Source organism: Aeromonas sp. sif2416, assembly GCF_019218665.1.
GTDB lineage: Bacteria > Pseudomonadota > Gammaproteobacteria > Enterobacterales > Aeromonadaceae > Aeromonas > Aeromonas encheleia.
The window spans coordinates 88,298-112,285 of record NZ_JAHUXC010000006.1 but is presented as its reverse complement, the minus strand read 5'-3'; the positions used below and the strand labels follow the sequence as shown (position 1 = coordinate 112,285).

Here is a 23,988-nt window from a genome sequence, read left to right as displayed (position 1 = left end):
ACCGCATCCTCGTTGCGATGGGAAAAAGGGGCGCGCGGCGCGCGCCCCTTTGTGGATCAAGGGCAGCTGGCTGCGCCCTGATCCAGCCAGACATCGTGCTTGCCGGGCTCATTGCCTTTGGTCCAGTACTGGGCCTTCCACTTGTGACCGTTGTGAGTGGTCAGGTCACCGGCGTTGTAGGCCACGCCGGCATCCCAGCCGAGCTGTACCTGGCTGATCAGCTTCCACTGATCCGCGGTGCGGCTAGGTTCATTGCCCTGGGTCCAGTACTTGGCCTGCCACACCAGCTGGTTGTGGCTCACCTTCTCCCCCCCGTTGTAGGTGGTCGCGGCCTTCCAGGCGGGCCAGTTTACCGCGTCCGGGTCGGTGGCATTGCACTCGCCGCCCCCGCTGACCGGGGTCACGGTGAGGCGGGTCTGACCCTGGCTGTCCAGGGCGCCGTCGGTCACAGTGACGATCAGCTCGTAATCCGTGTTGGCCGTCACGCTCGGGGCCGTCACCACCAGGGTCTTGCTGTTCTGGCCGCTGGCGCTGAGACCGGCCGGCACAGTCCACTGATAGCTCAGGCTGTCACCGTTGGGATCGGTGGCGCTGGCACTGATGCTCAGCTGCTTGCCCGCCTGCACCGAGACCTTGTCCTGCACCGTCACCACGGGGGGCAGGTTCGGCTGCGGCGCCTTGTTGGTCAGCACCACCTGATCGCTGGCCTTGAGGCCCTGATCGTCGGTGACGGTCAGCTCGAACACCTGGTTGATGTCGGCGCTGACCCCATCGAGCACCACCCGGGCCTTGGCCTGAGTGGCGTCGAGCAGGCTGGCCTGCGGGCCCGAGACCTGCTTCCAGCTGTAGCCAAGCAGCCCGTTCTCAGGATCATGGGAGGCGCTGCCATTGAGCGTCACCTCGGCCGGACCCGTGGCGCTCAGATCGCTGCCGGCATTGGCCACCGGCGGCTTGTTTACCGGTGGCAGGGTGCCGCCGTCCCCGTTGCCGAGCCCCTCGTGCATGGCGTTGAGGATGTCGCCGTTGTCGGCATCGATCTCCCAGGCAAACAGGCCGCCGAGCTGGTTGGCCAGCACATACTGCCCCTTGGCCTTGACCGAGCGGTCGTTGTCGAAGCTGATGAGCTCGCCGGTGCTGGCCTTGAAGACGTAAGGCGCCTCGGCCGTCTCGTCATAGCCCTGCTCCCAGCCGGCACCCATGCGGTTGTTGACGATGTCGCGGTAATCCACCACGCCATTCTCCCAGGTGCCCTTGATGGGGCCGGTGGCACTGCCGGTGAAGGGGTTGCCGGCCTGGTAGCCGTTCACCCCGCTCCAGCCACGGCCATACATGGCCGCCCCGACCACTATCTTGCCCGGGGTGACCCCCTGGCCGAGCAGCGCCCTGACGCCCTTGTCGGTGGTGTACTTGGTGTTGGCATCCCAGCTGGATGCGAACAGGTTGGTCTGGTGGGCCAGATTCTGCAGGTCGAAGGCGCCGCTGAAGTCGTAACTCATCAGGAAGATGTGGTCCATGTACTGCTGGGCCGCCTGATAATCGACCTTGGCAATCTTGTCGCCACCGGCGCTGATGGCCGAGGTCAACTCGTACTGACGGCCGGTGCTGGCCTCCAGCTCATCGAGCATGGCGCGCAGCTCCTTCATCAGCGCCACATAGGTAGCGCCATCGTTCGGGCCACCCAGGCTGGGGTTGGCCCCCTGGCCGCCCGGGAACTCCCAGTCGATATCCACCCCGTCGAAGAACTTCCAGGTTTGCAGGTACTCCTTCATGGATGCCACGAAGAGGTCGCGCTTGCTCTTGTCACCGAAGAAGAAGAAGGGATCGGACAGGGTCCAGCCCCCCACCGAGGGGAGGATCTTGAGATCGGGGTTGGCCTTCTTGAGCGCCATCAGGTTGCCGAAGTTGCCCTTGTAGGGCTCGTCAAAGGCGGAGAGGTTACCCTGCGGCATCTGGATGGCGGCCCAGGGATCGTGGATCGAGACCTTGAAGTCCTCCCGCCCGGCACAGGAGCGCTGCAGCGCCTCGAAGCTGCCGGAGATCTCCTTGAGGCTGTCGTTGATGCCATTGCCGCCGCAGATGGGGGTGAAGCCGTAGAGGATGTGGGTCAGGTTCTGGGCCGGGATCTTGTCCACGGTGAACTTGCGGCCATAGACGCCCCACTCCACGTAGTAGGCACCGACCACCTTGCCGGACTTGTTGGCGTAAGGCTTGTTGTTCTCCTGCAGCGGCGCCTTGAGCGGCACCAGGTGGCTGCCGTCGGTGTCGGCCACCAGGATCTCTTTCTTGTCGGAGAGGGTACAGCCCTCGGCGTTGCAGAGCGCGACCTGCATCTGATAGCGCCCCCCCTTGGTCACCTTGAAGTTCGCGGTGCCGGCGGCAGAGGCCGCGCCGGACCAGACCTCGTTGCCATCGAGCAGCACCTTGGCGGTCTGGCCCAGCTCGCCGGACCAGAGGTTCCAGGTCACGCTGACCGGGGCGCCATCGGCGTGGACCTTGACCAGCTTGTTGTAGGAGGTGGCGGCTTGATCCACCTCGACGATGGCGAACTTGGTTTCGCCCCAGCCGATGGTGGGTTTGCCGGGGAGCGCGGCAAAGGCGGAGGTGGTGCAGAGCCCCCCGACCAGGAGCGCCAGCAGGGAAGGTTTTGGACTTAACATAGGTGAACATCCTTTTTCGTTTTTGGAATAAACAACGAAAAAAGGCAACGCAACCGGCCAGGTAACGCAGACGACATCGCACCATGGCTTGGCCCATGGACGAAACAACCTGTGGTGGCCCCGCTATCCTAGGTACTCTGACCCTTAGACCGGAGGCTTTGCGTCCCGGACTTTCATCCGGTTTGCCTTTTTTGCACAACTTGATTTGCGATGAAAATAATCGCCGAATGACTATAGATGAGCGCGTGACCCGCGCCACCTAGTAAAAATGACAGTGAATGGGACTCACTATTGCTAGTTGGCCGCGATTATGCAGAGAACCGCCCGCAACACCCCCAATAAGTAGATGAAGTGATTACTCCCGACTCGGCCTGTCGGCGATTAATTCTGTGAGTTGGCTCACTGTCCTGGCCCCGACAATCTGATCAGCGTACAGGTAACAGCAAGCTGTTCATCAGCGCCCGCAGCTTGAGCGGCTTGACCGGTTTGCTGACATAACCGTAACCGTGCTCGCGGATCTGCGCCTGCAACTCGCTCTTGCGATCCGCGCTGATGATGATGCCGCCGATGCCGTTGCCATGGGCCAGCCGGATCATGTGCAGCGCCTGCAGCCCGGTCTTGCCGTCATCCAGGTGATAATCGGAGAGCACCAGCTGGGGCTGGAAGCCATCGGTGATGAGCGCCTCCGCCTGCACCAGGCTCTGGGCGCAGCGCACCTCGCAGCCCCAGCGCCCCAGCAGGGAGTGCATGGCGGTGAGAATATCGTCCTCGTTGTCGATGCAGAGGATCCTGACCCCCTCCAGCTGACTGTCGCGCGGGGCGGGCGCCGCCACCAGCACGGGCGTCACAGGCCGGGTCGCGAGGTTGAGGGTGATGGCAAACACCGAGCCCGCCTCCGGCCAGCTGCGCAGGGAGAGCGGGTGGCCCAGGACCAGCGAGATGCCGCGGGCGATGGCGAGCCCCAGCCCCAGTCCCTGCTCCCTGGCGGTGCGCGAGTGATCGAGGCGGGAGAACTCGTCGAAGATGGCCTCCTGCTTGTCGACGGGAATGCCGGGGCCGTTGTCCCACACCTCGATGCGCACCTTGTCCCCCAGCCGGCGACAGCCGAGCAGCACCCGGCCGGCCGGGTTGTAGCGAAACGCATTGGTGAGGAAGTTCTGCAGCACCCGCCGCAGCAGGCGCACGTCGCTGTACACGGCCAGCCTGCTCTCCACCACCGAGAACTGGATGTCGCTCGCCTGGGCCAGCACCCCGAACTCCGCCTTGAGGTTGTCGAACACGTCGCTCAGGGCGAAATCGAGCTTCCTGGCCTTGAACTTGCCCGCCTCGAGCCGCGAGATGTCGAGCAGATCGGTGATGAGATCCTCGGTCGCCCCCAGCGCATCGTCGATGTGGCGGGCTATGCGGGCCTGCTCCCCCGCCTGGGGCAGCATCTCCAGCAGGGAGGAGGTGAACAGCTTGGCGGCGTTGAGGGGCTGGGTCAGATCGTGGCTCACCGCCGCCAGGAAGCGGCTCTTGGAGTGATTGGCCCGCTCCACCTGCTGGTTCACCGAGAGCAGCTGACGGTTCAGCTCGGACAGCTCGTGGGTGCGCTCGGCCACCCGCGCCTCCAGGTGCTCGTTGGCTTCGCGCAGCACCCGCTCCGCCGCCCGAAACGGGGTGATGTCGGTAAAGGTCATCACGAAACCGCCGGCTGGCATGGGGTTGCCCTGCATCTCGATCACCCGCCCATCCGGCCGCTCCCGCGCCGAGACATGGGGGCTGCCACGCTGCATGAAGGCGACCCGCCGCGCCACATGGGCCTCGATCTCGCCCGCACCGCACAGCCCCTGCTCGGCGTTGTAGCGGATGATCTCCTCGATGGATCGCCCCACCTGGATGAGACCGGTCGGGTAGTGGAACAGCTCTATGTAGCGCCGGTTCCAGGCCACCAGCTTGAGCTCCCTGTCCACCACCGAGATGCCCTGCCCCATGTGCTCTATGGCCCCCTGCAGCAGCCCCCGGTTGAAGCGGAACACGTCTGAGGCCTCGTCCACTATGGTGGCGATCTCCTCGAGCTGCATGTTGCGCCCCTGCAGGGCCGAGGCCAGCACCAGCCGGGCTGACGAGGTGCCGAACACCCCCGCCAGCAGCCGCTCGGTGTGGGCGATCAGCTCCGCCGACGCCTGCATCTGGGGCGCCAGGGTGCCGCCGCGCTCGCCGGCGAAGCGACCGAAGGCTCGCTTGACCCGGCTCGAGCCGACGAAGCGGGCCGCCAGCATCTCCAGCTCCTTGACCGAGACCCGCGCCTGATAGAGCGCCGTGGTATCCCGGCTCGGCTTGCCGACGAAGTTCGCCGCCTGCAGCCGCTCGCTCACCGCCGCCCGCGACAGCAGGGAGCCCGCCACGTAGCCGAGCAGGTTGAGCAGCAGGCTCAGGAAGATGCACCAGGCACCCAGGCTCAGATCCCTGAACGCGGGCCAGTCAGGGGGCGCCAGCAGCGCCTCCAGCGGTGAGCCCGCCAGCAGGCCGCTCTCCGCCAGCAGGGTGATGAACCAGAGGCTGACCCCGAGCGCCAGGCCAAGGTAGACCCCCTTGCGGTTGCCGTGGCGCCAGTAGAGGCCGAGCAACAGCGCCGGGGCGAACTGGGCCACGGCGCCAAACGACAGGTAGCCGATGCGCGACAGGCTGGTGAGATCCCCGAGCCAGAGGTAGAGCGCCCAGGCCGCCAGCAGGATCAGTAGGATGGCGCCACGGCGTACCTGCAGCAGCAGGCGCACCAGCCGCTCGTCCCGCCCCTGCTGCCAGAAGCGGCGCAGCAGCACCGGCAGCACCAGATCGTTGCTGACCATGATGGCCAGGGCGATTGTGCAGACGATCACCATGCCGGTGGCCGCCGAGGTGCCGCCGAGGAACGCCAACATCGCCATGCCGTCGTAGCCGAGCGACATCGGCAGGCTGATGACATAGGTATCCGAGGCCATGCCGGCCCCGACCCACTGCTTGCCCGCCAGCGCCAGCGGCCAGATGAAGAGCCCCATCAGGAACAGGTAGAGCGGGAACAGCCAGCGCGCCCAGTGCAGATCCTGACCCTGGTTGTTCTCCACCACAGTCACGTGGAACTGGCGTGGCAGACAGATGACGGCGCACATGGCGACCAGGGTATAGATGGCGAGCTCCAGCAGGCTGCCCGGCGTGACCGCCACCACGGCATCGAGAAAGTCGTCGGTCACCTGGCTGCGGACCGGGCTCGGCTTAGCGATGATGAGCCAGAGCGCGAAGCCCCCCACCCCCATGAAGGCGAGCAGCTTGACCACGGACTCGAAGGCGATGGCCACCACCATGCCGCGGTGATGCTCGGTGGCATCCAGGTTGCGGGTGCCGAACAAGATGCTGAACAGCGCCAGCAGCAGGGCGACGCCGAGGGCCAGCCCGGCGCTGCTGCTGGCGGTCGACCCCAGGGTACCGACGGGCACAGAGTTGGCCATCAGCAGATCCAGCCCGGTGACGATCGCCTTGAGCTGCAGCACCAGGTAGGGAAGTATCCCCATGATGGCGATCAGGCTGATCACCATGGCGAGGCGCTGGGACTTGCCATAGCGGGCGGCGATGAAGTCGGCGATGGAGGTGATGTGCTCGCGCTTGGCCACCAGGATGAGGCGGGCCAGCAGGCGCCAGCCAAACAGGAACACCAGCATGGGGCCGAGGTAGATGGGCACCGGCGACCAGGGGGATTCGCTGGCCTGGCCGACGGTGCCGAAGAAGGTCCAGGAGGTGCAGTAGACCGCCAGCGACAGGCTGTAGAGCAGGGGCTGCCCCTTGAGGCGACGGCGCTTGTTCTTGTCCGCCACGAAGGCGATCAGGAACAACAATCCCAGATAGGCGAGCGACAACCCGATCAGCAGCCATCCTTGGTGCATCTACATACTTCCCTTGTCCAGATGTGTTGAAAGCCACGCCAGTCTAGAGAGACGGCGGACTCCTGTCATGCTCCGCGGCGAGCGTCACTCATGCCGGCGTCCCCTCGGCCGGCCCGCGCAGACGCAGGACGAAGACCGGCAGCACCACCAGCACCATGATGAAGAAGATGCCGCCCCCCAGCGGCTCGAACAGCAGGCCGCACAGGGTCATCAGCGCCGCCACCGTCATGCCGAGCCCGAGCGCGGCATAGAGTGCCTGGGCGGGGATCAGCTGCTCGGCGGGCAACTGGCGCGTCATGAAGCGCACGGCGCCGAGGTGGCTGACGCAGAAGGTGACCGCGTGCAGCAGCTGGCCCAGCACCAGCACCAGCAGCTCGCTGGAGGCACCGAGCAGGCTCCAGCGCACCACGCAACCGACGGCCCCCACCAGGAACAGGGTCTGGGCCCCGAAGCGGTTGAGGAAGCGCTTGTCCGCGGCAAACATGCCGATCTCCGCCACCACCCCCAGCGCCCACAGATAGCCGATGGTGGTGCCGCTGTAGCCCGCCGCCTTCCAGTAGATGGCGCTGAAGCCGTAATAGGCGGCATGGCTGCCCTGCAGCAGGGCGGTGATGAGCAGGAAGCGGCGCATGGGAGCCGATCGCAGCGTGTCCCGCAGCGACGCCTTGGCCCGCTCTCCCTGGCGATCCTGGGGCGCCGGCTGCAGCGGCAACCAGCTCAGCACCAGCATCGCCAGCAGCCCCGCCACCATGGAGTGCAACACCCAGTCGCTGCCGAAGTTGCCCACCAGGGCGCCGACCAGGGTGGAGGCGACGATGAAGGCAAAGGAGCCGCACAGCCGCACCTTGCCATAGTCGAGGTGGGCCTGCACCACCATGCGGGTGGCCAGCGCCTCCCCCACCGGCATCAGGGTCGGGTAGATGAAGTTCGCCACCAGAGTCAGCGGCACCAGCCACCAGAGGCTGTGACTGAGGTAGAAGCCGAGGAAGGCCAGCAGGCTCAACAGACAGAGCAGCCGGGTGACCGGCAGCAGGTGGCTGGCCCCCTTGATCTGGCCCATCACCAGCAGGTTGCCGGCGAAACGGATCGCCATCCCGGCCCCCAGCAACAGCCCGATCTGTTCGGCGCTCACCCCTATGCCCTCCAGCCAGAGCGACCAGAACGGCAGATAGGCGCCGTAGACGAAGTAGAAGGCGCCGAAGAACAGGGCTAACCAGGAGAAGGCGGGCATAGGGACTCGACCAAGGTGCATGGGGGACAAATGATAACCGATTTTGGCGCGGGGATCCCCTGGGGTAGCGGGCAGTAAAAATCATAAATATCAATAAAGTTGAACCTTTGTCACATACCCCGGTCTACTGAATAACACCTCCTCCTGGTTAGTGTTGCAATCCTTCCACCCGCCCCGTGCGGGTTTCTTTTTTGTGGCGGGCACGGCGCCGTTTTCGTCCATAAAAAAAGGGGCCATCCAGCCCCTTCTTCATCACTGTCACTTTGCGTATCAGAACACGTACTTGACGCGGGCGCTCAGGTTGCGGCCCGGCTCGGTCAGGTTGCTGGTGCTGCTGGTGGCGCTCAGGCCGGTGATGCTCTCGTAGCTGGCGTACTCCTTGTCAAACAGGTTGAAGACCCCGACGTTGAGCTGCAGATCCTCCATCGGCTTGAACTGGGCGAAGATATCCACCACGCCCCAACCGGCGCTCTTGATGTTGTCGTTGCCTTTGGCATCCTTGCGCACCTTATCCATGTCATCGGCGAAGCGCAGGGCGGTGTTGATGTTCCAGTTCGGCTGCTCCAGTCGCACACCCAGGCTGCCGTTGAGCGGACTCAGGCTGTTGATGTAGTTGCCATCCCCGTCCTTGCCGTCGATATAGGCCAGGTTGCCCCACAGGTTGACCACGTCGTTCAACCAGTAATCGGCCTTGACCTCAGCCCCCTTGGTGGTCGCCTTGTCCAGGTTCTGGTACTGGTAGATGGCGGTGCGGCCTTCAGATCCGATCTGCACCATCTCGATGAAGTCATCGAACTTGTTGTAGAAGGTCGCCACCTCGTAGCTGAAGCCGCCGGCGCTGCCACGCACCCCCAGATCGATGCCGTCGCTGCTCTCGGGTTTCAGGTTCGGGTTCGGTTCGATGCGATAGCCGTACGCCTGATGGTTCAGGGTCGAGAAGGCGCTGTCATACATGGGCGCCTTGAAGCCGTGGCTGTACTGGGCGAACAGGTTGGCCGCCTCGTGCGCCTTGAACACCAGACCCAGCTTGGGGGAGAACTCACCTTCGGAGATCTTCTGCAGGTTCTCGCCGGTATAGGCCGGATCCTCGTCCGGGGTCATCCGGTAGTAGTCGTAACGGGCACCCGGGGTCAGCACCCAGCGCTCGCCAAACTTGATCTCGTCGAAGGCCCAGAGCGCGCTGCGCTCGCTGGTGGTGGACGGGAAGCTCAGCTCGCTGTAGCCGACGAAGTCGCCCGGGGTGGCCGGCGCCTTGAAGCGGGTACGCTCGTTGTCGGTGTGCTCATACTCGACACCCCAGGCCAGACGCTGGCTGTCGAGCGCCTTGCTGAACTTCACCTGGGCACCCAGGCTCTCCTGCTTGAAGCCGTTGTGATCCAGGGAGGTCTTGGTCACATAGGGGTTGTTCGGCTTGACCGGGTACTTGGAGGAGGCGTACTGATCCAGGGTCTGCTTGGTGCGGGTGTAATAGAGCTTGCTGTCGATGCGATCGGCCCAGGCGGTGTTCAGCGCCAGGCCGTGATCCAGCACCAGGGAGAGGTTGTCGGTGTCCTTGTCGGTGATCGGCTGCTTGAAGATGGAGCCCACCTTGGTCAGGTCGACGGCATCCGGATCCTGCCCTTCGGTGAAGTAGTCGACGGTCAGCTTCAGGAACTGATCGTCGCTGACATTCCACTTGCTCTTGAACAGCACGGCCTGGCTGAGGATGTCGAACTCGTCCTTGTCACCGTCATAGTTCTGGGTCACACCGCCATCACGCCAGGTGTAGCGCAGCAGATTCTCGAACTCGCCGGTGCGCAGGGCACCGGTGAAGCCGGCCATGTTCTGGTGGCTGCTGGAGGCATAGCCAGTGGTGGCATCCAGATAGCTGTCCCTGCCCTTGAGGAAGTCGCCGGCATCCTTGGTGGTGATGGCGATGACGCCACCCAGCGCATCCGAGCCGTAAGCGGCGGAGGCCGGCCCCTTGGCCACCTCGACCTGCTTGATCATGTCGGTATCGAAATAGGTCTGGCCGACCCCGCCGTTCTTGTAGGCGTCGTTCTGGCGCACCCCATCCTGCACTACCTTGACCCGGTTCTCGCTCATGCCACGGATGGTGAAGGTCTGGGCATCCCCCGCCCCGCCCTGCACGCTCACACCCGGCTCGTAGCGGAACAGGTCGGCGACGTTGCTGACGACCTGCTCTTCTATCTGTTCGGCGGTGATGACGGCGATGGGACCTGAGACATCTTCCAGCTTCTGCTCCATCCTGGAGCCGCTGACGACCATGACTTCATCGGCTTTCTTGTCTGCGGCGAAGGCCGGGGAAACGAGGCCGGCCGCCACGGCGAGGGCAATTAGTGAGGGGGTGTTGTTGTGCGCCACTGCAAAGTCCTTATTGAGAATTATTATCAACCGTGGGCATATTACTCAGCTCGCGATAAAGATCAATAATAAAGTGAATCATTCTCATTTCACTTTGTCTTAGTTAGGTTTTACACTAGCCCCCTCTTTTTTCCTGCTCGCCATGCTGCCATCGTATGGCACAGCGCCTCGTCCACTGTGAGATTGCCATGACTCGACGACTGCCCCTGCTCGCCCTGCCCCTGTTGCTGGCCGCCTGCGCCACCCCGCCGCAGAGCGAGGCGCCCCGGACCCTCTATCACTATCAACTCAGCGAAGGGCAGAGCGAGCAGCCACTCAGCCTGGCGCAGGCGCTGGAGCGGGTGGCTGACGCCGACATAGTGCTGGTGGGCGAACTGCATACCCACCCGGCCGTGCACCTGTTGCAGGCGAATCTGCTGGCGGGTCTGGCCGAGACATCCCGGACCGATGGCCGGGCACTGGTGCTCTCCATGGAGCAGTTCAGCCGCGCCGATCAACCCGTGCTGGATGCCTATCTGGCCGGCCGCATCGGCGAGGCGGCGCTGATCCGCGAGGGCCACGCCTGGCCCAACTACCCGAGCGACTATCGCCCGCTGGTGGAGTTCGCCAAGGCGCAGCGCCTGAGCGTCATCGCCGCCAACGCCCCCAAGCCGCTGGTCAGCTGTGTCGGCCAGGAGGGCCCCGAGTGGCTCGACAAGCTGCCGGCCAGCCGCCGCAGCCAGCTCGCCCGCGAGCTCACGCTCAGCGATGATCCCTACCGCCAGAAATTTATGGCCTCGATGCACCATGGGGACGCCGACGGCAACGCCCGCCGCTTCGCCGCCCAGACCAGCTGGGACGACACCATGGCCGAGAGCATGGTCGATTATCTCAAACAGCACCCCGGCCGGCGCATCATGCACATCGCCGGCAACTTCCACGTGGAGGGGGGGCTCGGGATCGCGAGCCGCATCGCCAGCCGCAACCCGGCGCTCAAGGTGGCGCTCATAGTGCCGGAGACAGGATCGCAACCGGATGACAAGGTTCCCGCCGGGCGCAGCGCCGAGATCAGGGTCAAGATCTCTCCCCTGCCGGAACGCTGGCTAAATGCCGATGAAATGAAGCAAGATATGGGGGCGCTGCATCAATCCCGCAGCCGTGACTGCAGCCAATGGCTGCAACCCTAATCTTTCAGGATACGGCGGGTAAAATATGGATGTGTTACTGATCATCGATGTGCAGCAAGGGGTCATGAAAGCGACCCATCACCAGCAACCACAAGTACTGGCCAACATCAACCGGGCCGCGGCCCATGTCAGACAGCATCATGGCCGGGTCATCTACATCCAGCATGACGACCTGCCAGGCGACGAGCTGGAGCCCGGTAGCCCGGGCTGGCAACTTCACCCGGGTCTGCAACCCGCCAAGGGGGATAGCCGGGTACGCAAGACGGCGTGCGACAGCTTCCTCGAGACCGAGTTGGCCTTCCTGTTGGCCGAGCAGGCCGTCGACAGGCTGATCCTCTGTGGCAGCAACACCGATTTTTGCGTCGATACCACGGTACGCAGTGCCGCGGCTCATGGCTTTGAGGTGCTGGTGTTGAACGATGGTCACACCACCGCCGATCGTCCCCACCTGAGCGCGGCCCAGATCATCGAGCACCACAACTGGATGTGGCAGCACCTCAGCCTGCCAGAGGGCAGAAGCGTGACCCTGCTCACCACGGATCAGCTGCTCGAGGCGGCTCAGCCTGCGCTGGCGTGCTAAGCTGCCCGCCTTGAAGTGATCACCTGATTGGAGTCTTGTGTGCGTCTATTGTCTGCCGTTGCCCTTGTGCTGTTGTTACCGGCGATCACGGCCTGCTCCGGATTGCCGGGGGTGGCACCGGATGGCCCTGCGCCCCTGTTTCGCACCCATATCAACGAAGAGGGGAGCAAGCGCTTCACCTTCGAGGCCGCCCCGTTCGAGGAGCTGCCGAGCCGGTTGCAGGACGATGACAGCCGGCTCAGCCGCAACAGCAAGAGCCTGCTGGAGCGCCGCGAGGCCCTGCAGGACGAGCAGCTGACCGAGACGCTGGCCGAGCGCAAATATTGCCACAGTGGCTACATAGTCCTCAGCCAGACCTCCTGGAAGATCCGGGGCGAGTGCAACGAGACCGCCACCCAGGCCGATCGGCTCGGCTTCCCCAATCTGGCCTCCTGGCAAGACTGAGTCCGCGCGGTTCAAACCCATAAAAAAACGGGCAGCCCAGGCTGCCCGTTTTGCATCTCGTGAGTCCAGCATCAGACCGGTGCGTCGGTCTCGCTGGTCAGCTCGGCGCCGTTGTCGACGCGCTTGTGGCCTTCCACCAGGTGAACGAAGTCCACCAGCTCATCGCCGGAGACCCGGAACGCCTGGCCGAAGCCCTTGACGAACAGACCCTGCTCGGGCTTGAGGCGGAACAGCACGAAGTCCTTGAGGTTGGACAACCCCTTGACGATCTCGCCGAAGCGCCCCTCCAGGGCCGCAATCGCTTGGCTCCAGCGCTCGTCATCCCGCGCCACCACCTCGGCCACCGCATCGAAGGTCAGACGCTTGCGGGCGAACAGCTCGCGGGCACCAGTCTCGTCCTCGATCAGCATCAGCGATACCTTGGGCACCTGTTGCAGGTTGCGGGCATGGCGGGCGATCTCGGAGATCAGCACATAGTAACCGTCCTCCTGCAGCACGAAGGGGGCGTAGCTGGCATTGGGGTTGCCTTCGCTGTCCACGGTCGCGAGCTGCAGGGTACGGCAACCGTCACGAAACTCGCGGATCTCCGGTTGCAGACGGTTCTGCAGACGTTCCTGACGTTCACTCATGCTTTGACTTCCTCTTGATACTGGCGGCGCAGGGCCATGAAACGCTCCACCTGAGCCGGCAACAGCTGGCGCTGTTCGTCACGTCCCAGATAGACCTTGAAAATGCAGCGACCGCTGTGGCCGAAGAACTGGAAGGAGTGCCCCTCCTTGCCCATGAACAGCTTGCTGACCAGGGCCACCTGGACCACGTTGTCGAGCTTGAGGTGGCCGTGCATCTCGCCATCGCGGCCCATCAGGTTGTAGTAGCCACGGGCCGTCTTGCCCTTGGGGAAAGGCGCCTTCACCTCGAAGATGGAGCCGTCGGACTCGACGATGGTGGTCACCTGACCCCAGCTGGCCAGATCCGCCAGCAGGGCCTCGGCCTGCTCGCCCGGTACCAGGGTCACCAGCTCGGCGGGCAGGTGGCGCACCACCTCCCATTCGCTGACCGCCAGCTGGGCGGCGATGCTGGAGGGATGGGCGCCGGGATCTTGTGCCAGCAGCTCATGAATGCGTTGTGCAATGCTCATCGGTTCTCCCTTGGATGATCTGATTCTTGTGCTCAGTCTCGCGGCGAATACTGTAATAAAGCAGAGCTTCAAATACAATTGATAATCGCTTTCATTATCAGTGCATTTTCCATCTGGACTTGATATTCTCGGCGGCAATTCCACTTCATTTACCCTTCGGAGGTCGCATGGGCCGTCGCCTTGCCCTCGCACTCAGCCTGCTGAGCTGCGCCACCCTTTCCCTGTCCACCATGGCGCAAGAGCGCATCGTCAGCGTCGGCCCGGCCACCACAGAGCTGATCCTGGCGCTCGGCGGCGAGTCCAGCCTGATCGCCACCGATGTCAGCAGCCCCGAGCCCAAGGGACTGCCGAAGGTCGGCTATCACCGCGCCCTGGCCGCCGAAGGGATCCTGAGTCTGGCACCGACCCGCTTGGTCGGCAGCGACGAGATGGGCCCCAACTCTACACTGGATCAGCTGCGCCGCGCCGGCGTCAAGGTCGAGGTCATGGCCACGGCGCCGACGCTGGATAACCTCAACCAGCGGATCGATACCCTGGCCCAGTTGCTGGGCAACCCGGCCGCGGGGGCCAAACTGAAGGCCGAGATCGCCAGCCAGAGCGACCAGCTGGCGGCGCAGGCCAGACAGAACAAGCCGCTCAGGGTCGCCTTCCTGTTGCTGCACAAGGGCCAACCCACCAGCATCGCCGGGGGCAACACCACCGCCAGCGCCCTGGTAACCCTGGCCGGTGGCGTCAACCCGGTCGCCCAGCTGCACGACTACAAGCCAGTCTCCACTGAATCCCTGATCGAGCTGCAGCCGGACCTGGTGCTGGTGAGTGGCCGTGACTGGCAACAATATCAGAATGTCGACAGCGTGCTGGCCCAGGTGCCGGCGCTGGCCGCCACCCCGGCAGGCAAGAACAGGGCCATTCACGCCATCGACGGTCATGCCCTGCAAGGGGGCCTCAGCCTGCGCTCCCTGCAGCAGGCCAACCAGATCGCCCAGTGGATCCGGCAGGGTTCATGATGCGTCTGCCGCTGCCCTGGCTGCTCGGCCTCACCTGCGGTGCCCTGGCGCTACTGCTGGTCGGCTCGCTCGCAACCGGGCCCATGTCCCTGTCGTTAGCCGAGAGCCTGCAGGCCCTGTTCGCCGGCGCAGAGAGCGGGATAGAGACGCACAAGCTGCTGATAGTGCAAGAGATCCGCCTGCCCCGCACCCTGCTGTGCATAGCGGTGGGGGGGATTCTCGGTCTCTGTGGCGCCGTGATGCAGGGGCTGTTTCGCAACCCCCTCGCCGATCCCGGCATCATAGGGGTCTCCGGCGGCGCGGCGCTGGGCGCCGCCCTGGCCATAGTGCTGCTGGCCCCCCTAGGCCAGCAGCTGCAGAGCCTGCTCGGTCTCGGTCTGTTGCCCCTGCTCGCCTTCCTCGGCGGCGCCCTGACCACCACGCTTGTCTATTTGCTGGGCACCCGCGAGGGGGGCACCTCGGTCACCGTCATGCTGCTGGCGGGGGTCGCCATCACGGCCCTGTCCGGTGCTGTGATCGGGCTGCTCACCTACCTGGCCGACGATCAGATGCTGCGCAACCTCAGCCTGTGGCAGATGGGCTCCCTGGCCGCCGGCAAGCCGGTGGACGTGGCGCTGGCGCTGGCGACCCTGGTCGCGCTGTTGCTGCTGTTCATGCGCGACGCCAACCCCCTCAATGCCCTGCTGCTGGGCGAGGGCGAGGCGCGCCACCTGGGAGTGAACGTGCAATCCCTCAAGCGGCGGCTCATCCTGCTCACCGCCGCCGGGGTCGGCGTGGCGGTGGCGGTGGCGGGCATGATCGGCTTCGTCGGCCTGGTGGTCCCCCACCTGGTGCGGCTGCTGGCCGGCCCCAACCACGTCCGGCTGCTGCCGCTCTCGGCCCTGCTCGGCGCCGCCCTGCTGCTGGGGGCCGACATGCTGGCCCGCACCCTGCTGGCCCCCGCCGAGCTGCCGGTCGGCATCATCACCGCCCTGCTCGGCGCCCCCTTCTTCATCTGGCTCTTGGTCAAGAGTCGCCAGACGCTGTAACAGGAGATCTCCATCTTGCCCGGATCATCCCCATCGCCCCTGCTCGACTGTCAGGATGTCAACCTGTGCCGGGGGGGGCGCCCCATCCTGGACAGGCTCAGCCTGTCGCTGCAGTCCGGTACCCTGACCGCCCTGCTCGGCCCGAACGGGGCGGGCAAGAGCTCGCTGCTCAAGTGCCTGACCGGCGAGCTGGAATATGACGGCGAGATCCACCTGTTTGGCCGCGCCCGGCAGGCCTGGGCTGGCACCGAGCTGGCCCACCGGCTCGGGGTGCTGCCCCAGAGCTCGTCCCTCAGCTTCCCGTTCCTGTGTGAGGAGGTGGTGGCCATGGGGCGACTGCCCCACGCCGAACCCGGCAGCCGTCGTGACGAGATAGTGCAGGCCGCCATGACCCATGCGGGGGTCGAACACCTGGCCGGCCGCCTCTATCCCGGCCTGTCGGGGGGGGAGCGCCAGCGGGTGCAGTTTGCCCGGGTGCTGGCCCAGATCTGGCAAGCGCCGGACGAGCCACAGGCCCCCCGCCTGCTGCTGCTCGACGAGCCCACCTCGGCACTCGATCTCAAGTACCAGCATCAGCTGCTCACCATGGCGCGCGCCCTTGCCGGCCGCAACACCGCGGTGCTGGTGGTGCTGCACGATCTGAACCTGGCGGCCCGCTACGCCGATCGGCTGGTGATGCTGGAGCAAGGCCGGCTGATGGCGGACGGCGCCCCGACCGAGGTGCTCACCCCCGAGCTCATCGCCCGTCTCTATGGCTACCCTGCCCAGGTGCTGCACCACCCGGACACCGGCCTGCCCATGGTGGTGTGACCGCTAATTGCCAGCGAAATGCAGAAACAAACAGAGCGCCTTTGGGCGCTCTGTTTGTTTCTGCTGATGGGGCTGCTCTGGCGATCTGGTGACGACCCGGCTTGTCATTGCACGCCAGCACCGGAGTGCCGCTGCCTTGGTGCCTGATCAGGCGATCTGGTAGCGGCCCGGCTTGTGATTGAGTGTCAACACCAGGTTACAGATGATGGCCGCGACCACGGAGAGCCCCAGCAGCCAGGGGGAGACCACGAAGAAGGAGGCGATGACTATGGTGCAATCAAGCCCCATTTGCAGCTTGCCTGCCCGGATGCCGCACTTGTCCTGGATGAACAGCGCCAAGATGTTGAAGCCACCCAGGCTCGACTTGTGGCGGAACATGATGAGCAGCCCCATGCCGATCAGGGTACCCCCGATCAACGCCGCGTAGGCGGGGTCAATCTTGCCGATCTGCAGCACGGCGTTGAGGTGATCCGTCATGAAGGAGACCGCCGCCACCGAGGCGAAGGTATTGAGGGTGAAGCGCGGCCCCATCCTGAGCCAGGCCAGGGCATAGAACGGCAGGTTCATGCCGAAGAACAGCAGGCCGAAGCTGAGGCCGGTGACCTGCTGCAGCAGCAGCGCCAGGCCGGCGGTGCCGCCGGTGAGCAGCCCGACCTGGTGAAACAGGAAGATGCCGAGTGAGACGAAGCCTGCCGCGGTCAGCAGGGCGAGCACATCCTCATAGAGCGGATGCACGGAGCGGGGGGTGTTATCCATAACCGGTGTCCAATAGCGAAGTGAAAAGAGTGTCTTCTGGCCCTGTCTGGCGGGCGCGAGCCCAGTGGTCAGGGCTTCGTTATGGCCACAGTGTCCATTTTGAGTGAGCCAGATCACAAGAGCGGGCTCGGACGCCCCAAAGTGGTGCGCGTCAGCGCTGCGTTACAACCCTTGCACCAAAATCTCTCACTCCCCTGCCCGAGCCTGACTCCAGCCTGAAAAACCAGACACAAGCCGCTGCCCGGCGCCCCGAATCGTTCTAGAATGGATGCCTTGCAACTGCCTGCATCAAGGAGCAACAGCAGATGAGAGTCGCCGTATTCGGGATAGGTTATGTGGGGCTGGTTCAGGCCGCCGTGCTGGCCGAGATGGGTCACCTGGTGACCTGTGTGGATGTGGACGCGGCCAAGGTCGAGCGCCTCAAAGAGGGCATCATTCCCATCTTCGAGCCGGCCCTCGCCCCCATGGTGCAGGCCAACCATCAGGCCGGCCGCCTGCACTTCACCACGGATGTGGCCGAGGGGGTGGGCTTCGCCGAGCTTATCTTCATCGCTGTTGGCACCCCGCCGGATGAGGACGGCTCGGCCGATCTGCAGCACGTGCTGGCGGTGGCCGGCACCATAGGCCGCCTGATGCAGGGCAGCAAGGTGGTGGTCAACAAGAGCACTGTGCCGGTCGGCACCGCCAGCCGGGTGCGCCAGCATATCGCCGGCATACTGCGTGAGCGCGCCGTCGACTTCCCGCTCGAGGTGGTCTCCAACCCGGAGTTCCTCAAGGAGGGGGCCGCGGTGGCCGACTGCCTGCGGCCGGATCGCATCATCATAGGCACCGACTCCGCCCATGCCCTCTCCCTGCTGGAGGAGCTCTACGCCCCCTTCAACCGCAATCGGGATCGCATCATCCACATGGACCTGCACAGCGCCGAGCTGACCAAGTACGCCGCCAACGCCATGCTGGCCACCAAGATCTCCTTCATGAACGAGATGGCCAATCTGGCGGAGAAGCTGGGGGCCGACATCGAGTCGGTGCGCAAGGGTATTGGCGCCGACCCGCGCATCGGCTACCACTTCATCTATCCCGGCTGCGGCTACGGCGGCTCCTGCTTCCCCAAGGACGTCAAGGCGCTGATCCACACCGCGGGCGAGATCGGCTGCGATGCCCCCCTGCTGCGCTCGGTGGAGCGGGTCAACGATCGGCAGAAGCACAAGCTCATCGAGCGCCTGCAGCAACACTTCGGCGCCGATCTGACGGGGCGCACCTTCGCCCTCTGGGGACTGGCCTTCAAGCCCAACACCGACGACATGCGGGAGGCGCCGAGCCGGGTGCTGATGGAGGCGATCTGGACCGCCGGCGGCAAGGTGCAGGCGTTCGATCCCCAGGCCATGACCGAGGCCCAGCACCTCTATGGCCTGCGCGACGATCTGACCCTGTGCGGCACCCAGGAGGCAGCGCTCAAGGGGGCGGACGCCCTGCTCATCTGCACCGAGTGGCAGCAGTTCCGCGCCCCGGACTTCGAGCTTGTTCAGCGCACCCTGAAGCAGGCCGTCATCATCGACGGTCGCAACCTCTATGATCCGGCCCGCCTGCGCCAGCGCGGCTTCACCTACTACGCCATCGGCCGGGGCGATAGCCTGGAGCAGACACGATGAAGTATCTGGTCACCGGCGCCGCCGGCTTCATCGGCTTCCATGTGGCGCAGCGGCTCTGTCGCGACGGCCATCAGGTGGTCGGCATCGACAACCTCAACGACTACTACGAGGTCAGCCTGAAGGAGGCACGGCTGGCACTGCTGCTGCCACTGCCCGCTTTTCGCTTCGAGCGGTGCGATCTCGCCGATCGCAGCGCCATGGCGGCGCTCTTTGCCCGCGAGCAGTTCGATCGGGTGATCCACCTGGGGGCCCAGGCCGGGGTGCGCTATTCGCTGGACAATCCGTTTGCCTATGCCGACAGCAATCTGAACGGCACGCTCACCATCCTCGAGGGCTGCCGCCATCACGGGGTGCAGCACCTGGTCTACGCCTCCTCCAGCTCGGTCTACGGTCTCAACGAGCAGATGCCGTTCAAGACCTCGGACGGGGTGGATCACCCCGTCTCCCTCTATGCGGCGAGCAAGAAGGCCAACGAGTTGATGGCCCACTCCTACTCCCACCTCTATGGTCTGCCCACCACTGGCCTGCGCTTCTTCACCGTCTACGGCCCCTGGGGACGGCCCGACATGGCGCTGTTCAAGTTCGTGCGCGCCATCCTGAGCGATGAGCCCATCGACATCTACAACCAGGGTGCGCTTAGCCGGGACTTCACCCACATCGACGACATTGTGGAGGGAGTGATCCGGGTCGCGGACAGGCCTCCCCAGGGCGACCCGAGCTGGCAGGGGGCAGCTGACGCCAGCCCAGCCCCCTACCGCCTCTTCAACATCGGCAATGGCAGCCCGGTGCGGCTCATCGACTTCGTTGAGGCTATCGAGGCGGCGCTCGGCAAGCGGGCCATCCGCAACCTGCTGCCCATGCAGCCCGGGGATGTGCTGGCGACCTGGGCCGATACCGAGGCGCTGTTCGATGCCACCGGCTACAGGCCCCGCGTGGCACTGCCGGAGGGGGTCGCCAGCTTCGTCGACTGGTACAAGGCCTACTATGGGGTCTGACCGCGAATCAACGGGCTGAAAATGAAGAGGGGCTGCCACTGGCAGCCCCTCTTGCTAGGTCCCGGCCTCAGGGATAGCTGAACGGTTCTAGCTTGGGGGTCAACCCCTGGCATGCCGGCTTGATGGCGTCCGCGCCCGCCAGCAGCCAATCGGTGCGATGGCGATTGCCGAGGTTTTCCATCTTGTTGGGCTCGAAGCACAGCACCATCAGATCGGCGGCCCCCAATATCCAGCGTCCGGGAGCGGCCGCCACCCAGGCCGCCGCCTCGCGGGCCTGCTCCCCATCCGGCATCTGATAGGAGTAGTGGCGCAGCGGCTGTTGGCTGAACAGCAGGTGCTGCTCCTTGAAGCCGGCCAGCAGCAGCTCGTCGCCCGCCGGCACCTTCTGGGCCGCCAGTGCCATCACCCCTTGCGGCGTGCGCATGTCGTTGAGCCGCACGCAGATCCAGGTGGAGTAGATCAGCCAACCCACCGCCAGCGAGCAGAGGATGGCGCTGAGCGGCGCCCGCCGCAGCAGGGCGTTGATCAGCAGCAGTGCCACCCCCAGCGCCAGCAGGGGGATCCAGGGGGCGGGCCCCAGTTCGCCCAGCTTGCTCGCCAGCTTGTCACTGAAGGCCAGTGCCAGTGCGCCCCCCAGCCCTACGATTCCCAGCAGCCAGCCGAGCCCGCCCAACAGGCGACCCGGCCAGACCCGGGTCAGCAGAGTACCGATGAAGGGGGCGGTCAGCAGCGCCAGCGCCGGGGTACCCGGCGTGACGTAGACCCCACGCTTGCCTGGCGACAGGGAGAAGAACAGCACCACCAGCACCAGGTAGCCGAGCAGCAGTATGATGCGCTTGTCCTGCCCCTGCACCGCCTTGCGCCACTCCAGCACCAGCCAGGGCAACAACAGGGAGAGCGGCAACCAGAACGGCGGGATCACCGAGGTGAGGTAGTACCAGAAGGGTTTGACGTGATGCCAGGCGTTCGCGTAACGGGTCACCGTCTGGCGCAGCAGTATGTTGTCCCTATAGGCCTGCAGTATGGGATCCCCGCTCTGGGCCACGGCGAGCAGCATGGGTACCAGCCACAGGCCGATGGCCAGCAGCATGAACAGCGGCCCCGCTAGTGCCTTCAGCCAGTCGGCACGGGAGGCGGCGCGGATCTTCTCCCTGTGGGTCCAGATTGCCGGGATCAGGATCAGCAGGGCCACCAGCCCCACCCCCTTGGTGATGATGCCGAGCCCGGCGGCAAACCAGCCGAGCCAGTACCAGCGCCAGCCGCCGTCACAGAGCAGGAAGCGGACGAAGCCGTAGACCCCCAGGGTGATGAAGAAGGTCACCAGCGCATCGATCTGGGCCGTCTTGGCCTGCAGGGTGAACTGGACGGTGAACAGCAGCAGCAGCCCGGCCATGAAGCCCGTCGCCGGATTCCACAGGCGGCGGCCCATGTCCCACACCAGCAGTATGGTCAGCAGACCCGCCAGCAGGGAGGGCAGCAGAAACGCCACCTTGATGGAGCCGGTCAGCAAATACCCTATCGCTATCCCCCACATGAACATGGGGGGCTTGTCCGGATAGATCTCGCCGCCACGCATGGGGAAGAGCCATTGGCCGCTCTCCACCATCTCCTTGGCGATCAGCGCGAAGCGCGGCTCGTCGGCGGGCCAGGGGTCCCGCAGGCCGAGGCCGGCCCCCAGCACGATCAGGGCGATCAGCAGCAGCCAGCCGAGGGAGCTCTGATTGAGCAGTGAGCGGTCATTTACCATGGCGGATCTCATTGTCGTTGACGAGCTTGTCCCGCTTCCAGCCCCGGTGCTGGATATCCAGATAGAGGCTGTAGAGGGCGGTGAAGGTGGGGAAGAGATTCTGCAGCACGCCGACGGAGTCCTGCTTGGGCGAGAAGACGAAGTAGCTCAGGGTCATCAGACTGCCGAGCACGCTCATGTACCAGAACATCCGGGGGATGACGGGTCGGCCGGCACGCTTGGAGGCGACGAACTGCACCAGCCAGCGGCCGCCAAACATCAGCGCCCCCGTGTAGCCGATGATCTTCCAGCCGGTGACATGCAGACCGGTCCAGTCCAGCCAGTCCAATGGCATCGAGAGCAGGGCATCGATCATATCAGCCACCCTTGCACACGATGATTGATGACGGCCAGATGCGGCCCGGGCCCATTGCACCAGCCCAACGACATGAAGAACAAGGCAGCCATCACTCGAGGATCTCCCTTACCTCGACCACCTTGGAGCGGCGTTGCAGCCACCAGACGCCGACCACGTCCACCAGCCCGACCCAGAGCCGGTTCCAGACCCCATACTTGGAGACGCCCGCCTGGCGCGGCCTGTGGTTGACCGGCCAGGGTGACATACGGCCCCCCTGAGCCTGGATCAGGGCCGGAATGTAGCGGTGCATGTGGTTGAAGCCGGGCAGACGCAGATACCAGTCGAGTCGCACCACCTTGAGACCGCAGCCGGTATCCGGGATGCCGTCACGCAGCAGCAGATCGCGAAAACCGTTGGCCAGCCTGGAGGAGAGCCGCTTGACCCAATCATCACGGCGATTGACCCTGTGGCCAATGAGCCCCACCTGGTTCTTGTCTGCCGCGAAACGGCGCTTGGCCTCCTCCAGCATGGCGGGAATGTCGGCCGGATCGTTCTGGCCGTCCCCGTCCAGCACCACCAGCCAGTCACCGCGGCCATGGCGCACGCCACTGAGCACCGCCATGCTCTGGCCGACGGCCTTGCCATGGCGAACCACCCGCAACCGGGGGAAGCGCGCCTTCAGCTCGCACAGGACGGCATAGCTGTCGTCTTCGCTGCCATCATCCACGTAGATCAGTTCGTAGTCGTATTTCCCTGCCAGAGCGGCATCAATCTCACCGATGAGGGGAGCCAGATTGTCCCGCTCATCCTTGGCGGGCACCACTACAGATACATCGATTGAATTAACCATATGAGCTTCCCGACTATGACAAAGGATGCAACCCATGCTGTTGCCTGCACCGTGCAAATTGTCTCAACAGCTTAGTTAACATCATGTAAATACAAGGTGTTAGAGGGCAATAATGGCAGTTTATTACCCCGGAACTGATAAATCCATCAACTCGAATAAAGCAACATGATTTCCACCATCGGGCCGGCCTAGCTGCCCGTCATGGCACAACCCGATCAGATATTTTCCTCTTAGCTAAAAGTTCCATACCGTTTTCATCTCTGATGACTGAGCACATAACCACATGTTCCATCCCCTGGCTGGCGGTCACCCCATATCGGACCTATATCTTCCGGATGCCAATACGAGGTATCCATCATGCAGAGACTCTGCACTTGGGGTTGGGGACTCCTGATGCTGCTGACCACGACAGCACCCCATGCCGAGTCGTTTCGCCAGGCCCCCAAGGCGATGGGCGCCTTGCGCCAGGGCGCCGCCATGGAGCGCAGCAACCCGCGACAGGCCATCGCCTATTACTGCACCGCCGCCAGCCTCGGCAACCCGGAAGCCTACTTTCGCATCGGCCGCCTGCTGGCCCGCGGACCACAGGACATCCGCAACACCCGCCACGCCAATGCCTACCTCGCCATGGCCATGCGCCTCGGCAACCAGCAGGCCGCCCGCTATTACAACGAGCGGGTGGGTAATGCGCCGCTCGGCACCTGCGGCGTCGGTGGCGGCGGGGGGGCCCCCTGGATACGCCCCTCGACCCCCTTCGATCAGGATAGCTACCTGGCCAGGCAGTCCATCACCAAACAGCGGCTGGCGGTTCTCATCCGTCAGGCGGCTCACCGCCACAAGGTCAATCCCCAGCTGGCACTGGCCATCGCCATCGCCGAATCGAATCTGAACAGCCTCGCCGTCTCACCCAAACGGGCGCAGGGCGTCATGCAACTCATCCCCGAGACCCAGCAACGCTTCGGCGTGACCCGGCCGTTCGATGCGGAACAAAACATCCGGGGCGCCATGATCTATCTGAAATGGCTGGAGAAACAGTTCGGCCCCGACTGGGTCAGGATCAGCGCCGCCTACAACGCCGGTGAACAGGCCGTGGTCCGCTACGGTGGCGTCCCCCCTTATCAGGAGACCCAGGAGTATGTGCAGCGGGTGCTCTATTACTCCGGACACAAGCAACCCAAGGAGGCTCGGCCGCCACGCTGATAACGCTCGTCGGAGCGGGGCCGGCCCCATCCGGAGAGGGACTCCACAGTCCAGACCGAATCCTATCGACTCAGGCTTAAGGAAAAATTAAGCCGGTGCTCCAGACCCCTTTCCCAGCGAGCTACCCGCC

The 23,988-nt window shown here is 64.6% G+C and carries 19 protein-coding genes and 1 riboswitch; of the genes, 9 read left to right on the top strand and 10 right to left on the bottom strand.

Going from position 1 to position 23,988, the window contains the following annotated elements; translation table 11 throughout:
* Positions 1 to 56: 56 nt before the first annotated feature.
* The 4 genes from KW821_RS13195 to KW821_RS13180 all read right to left on the bottom strand — a co-directional run bounded on the left by KW821_RS13195 (position 57) and on the right by KW821_RS13180 (position 10,151).
* Complete coding sequence (locus KW821_RS13195) at positions 57 to 2,657, bottom strand: glycosyl hydrolase family 18 protein (protein ID WP_218291766.1); 2,601 nt, start codon at positions 2,655 to 2,657, stop codon at positions 57 to 59.
* A gap of 110 nt (positions 2,658 to 2,767) precedes the next feature.
* Positions 2,768 to 2,854: riboswitch (cyclic di-GMP riboswitch) on the bottom strand.
* Positions 2,855 to 3,082: 228 nt separating this feature from the next.
* Positions 3,083 to 6,556, bottom strand: coding sequence for a PAS domain-containing hybrid sensor histidine kinase/response regulator (locus KW821_RS13190; protein WP_218291765.1), 3,474 nt, complete (start codon positions 6,554 to 6,556; stop codon positions 3,083 to 3,085).
* Positions 6,557 to 6,644: 88 nt separating this feature from the next.
* A complete protein-coding gene (locus KW821_RS13185; RefSeq protein WP_042654212.1) occupies positions 6,645 to 7,787 on the bottom strand; it encodes a 3-phenylpropionate MFS transporter in 1,143 nt (380 codons plus the stop codon).
* A gap of 270 nt (positions 7,788 to 8,057) precedes the next feature.
* Positions 8,058 to 10,151, bottom strand: a complete 2,094-nt coding sequence (locus KW821_RS13180) for a TonB-dependent hemoglobin/transferrin/lactoferrin family receptor (protein WP_218291764.1) — start codon at positions 10,149 to 10,151, stop codon at positions 8,058 to 8,060.
* A gap of 188 nt (positions 10,152 to 10,339) precedes the next feature.
* Between KW821_RS13180 and KW821_RS13175 the strand changes: the two genes are divergently transcribed.
* Genes KW821_RS13175 through KW821_RS13165 form a run of 3 tightly spaced genes read left to right on the top strand, consistent with a single transcriptional unit; the run spans position 10,340 to position 12,341 of the window.
* Positions 10,340 to 11,317, top strand: coding sequence for a ChaN family lipoprotein (locus KW821_RS13175; RefSeq protein WP_218291763.1), 978 nt, complete (start codon positions 10,340 to 10,342; stop codon positions 11,315 to 11,317).
* A 25-nt stretch (positions 11,318 to 11,342) separates the two neighbouring features.
* Positions 11,343 to 11,897, top strand: coding sequence for a cysteine hydrolase family protein (locus KW821_RS13170; RefSeq protein WP_163137114.1), 555 nt, complete (start codon positions 11,343 to 11,345; stop codon positions 11,895 to 11,897).
* A gap of 39 nt (positions 11,898 to 11,936) precedes the next feature.
* Positions 11,937 to 12,341 carry a hypothetical protein gene (locus KW821_RS13165; RefSeq protein ID WP_042654215.1) on the top strand — a complete coding sequence of 135 codons (405 nt, stop codon included), beginning with the start codon at positions 11,937 to 11,939 and terminating at the stop codon, positions 12,339 to 12,341.
* Positions 12,342 to 12,412: 71 nt separating this feature from the next.
* Here KW821_RS13165 and hutZ read toward each other — a convergent pair whose 3' ends face one another.
* Positions 12,413 to 12,970, bottom strand: a complete 558-nt coding sequence (gene hutZ / locus KW821_RS13160) for a heme utilization protein HutZ (RefSeq protein ID WP_042654216.1) — start codon at positions 12,968 to 12,970, stop codon at positions 12,413 to 12,415.
* A complete protein-coding gene (hutX, locus tag KW821_RS13155; protein ID WP_218291762.1) occupies positions 12,967 to 13,479 on the bottom strand; it encodes a heme utilization cystosolic carrier protein HutX in 513 nt (170 codons plus the stop codon). Before hutX ends, hutZ begins: the two co-directional genes overlap by 4 nt.
* A gap of 167 nt (positions 13,480 to 13,646) precedes the next feature.
* On the opposite strand from hutX, the gene KW821_RS13150 reads away from it, so the two are divergent.
* The 3 genes from KW821_RS13150 to KW821_RS13140 are packed head-to-tail and all read left to right on the top strand — an operon-like array spanning position 13,647 to position 16,324.
* Positions 13,647 to 14,486: a hemin ABC transporter substrate-binding protein gene (locus KW821_RS13150; RefSeq protein ID WP_218291761.1), complete on the top strand. Its 840-nt coding sequence runs from the start codon at positions 13,647 to 13,649 to the stop codon at positions 14,484 to 14,486.
* On the top strand, positions 14,483 to 15,514 hold the full coding sequence (locus KW821_RS13145; RefSeq protein WP_218291760.1) for an iron ABC transporter permease: 1,032 nt from the start codon (positions 14,483 to 14,485) through the stop codon (positions 15,512 to 15,514). The genes KW821_RS13150 and KW821_RS13145 overlap by 4 nt, the downstream gene beginning before the upstream one ends.
* Positions 15,515 to 15,529: 15 nt before the next feature.
* Entirely contained in the window at positions 15,530 to 16,324 is a 795-nt protein-coding gene (locus KW821_RS13140) for a heme ABC transporter ATP-binding protein (RefSeq protein ID WP_218291759.1), read from the top strand.
* Positions 16,325 to 16,471: 147 nt separating this feature from the next.
* On the opposite strand, the gene KW821_RS13135 is transcribed toward KW821_RS13140, so the two are convergent.
* Complete coding sequence (locus tag KW821_RS13135) at positions 16,472 to 17,080, bottom strand: YitT family protein (RefSeq protein WP_042654221.1); 609 nt, start codon at positions 17,078 to 17,080, stop codon at positions 16,472 to 16,474.
* Between the two features lie 305 nt (positions 17,081 to 17,385).
* Here KW821_RS13135 and KW821_RS13130 point away from each other — a divergent pair, with 305 nt between their 5' ends.
* Both KW821_RS13130 and KW821_RS13125 read left to right on the top strand, forming a co-directional pair.
* A complete protein-coding gene (locus KW821_RS13130; protein WP_218291758.1) occupies positions 17,386 to 18,729 on the top strand; it encodes a UDP-glucose/GDP-mannose dehydrogenase family protein in 1,344 nt (447 codons plus the stop codon).
* Positions 18,726 to 19,724, top strand: coding sequence for an NAD-dependent epimerase (locus KW821_RS13125; protein WP_218291757.1), 999 nt, complete (start codon positions 18,726 to 18,728; stop codon positions 19,722 to 19,724). Before KW821_RS13130 ends, KW821_RS13125 begins: the two co-directional genes overlap by 4 nt.
* 67 nt (positions 19,725 to 19,791) lie before the next feature.
* Here the strand turns inward: KW821_RS13125 and KW821_RS13120 are convergent, their stop codons facing one another.
* The 3 genes from KW821_RS13120 to KW821_RS13110 form a co-directional block, all read right to left on the bottom strand.
* Positions 19,792 to 21,471 (bottom strand): glycosyltransferase family 39 protein, encoded by a 1,680-nt coding sequence (locus KW821_RS13120; protein ID WP_242378758.1) that lies wholly within the window; start codon positions 21,469 to 21,471, stop codon positions 19,792 to 19,794.
* Positions 21,461 to 21,826 (bottom strand): lipid-A-disaccharide synthase N-terminal domain-containing protein, encoded by a 366-nt coding sequence (locus KW821_RS13115; protein WP_042654225.1) that lies wholly within the window; start codon positions 21,824 to 21,826, stop codon positions 21,461 to 21,463. The genes KW821_RS13120 and KW821_RS13115 overlap by 11 nt, the downstream gene beginning before the upstream one ends.
* Before the next feature lie 91 nt (positions 21,827 to 21,917).
* Positions 21,918 to 22,658, bottom strand: coding sequence for a glycosyltransferase family 2 protein (locus KW821_RS13110; protein WP_218291755.1), 741 nt, complete (start codon positions 22,656 to 22,658; stop codon positions 21,918 to 21,920).
* Between the two features lie 393 nt (positions 22,659 to 23,051).
* Here KW821_RS13110 and KW821_RS13105 point away from each other — a divergent pair, with 393 nt between their 5' ends.
* Positions 23,052 to 23,858, top strand: coding sequence for a lytic transglycosylase domain-containing protein (locus tag KW821_RS13105; RefSeq protein WP_218291856.1), 807 nt, complete (start codon positions 23,052 to 23,054; stop codon positions 23,856 to 23,858).
* Positions 23,859 to 23,988: the final 130 nt, after the last annotated feature.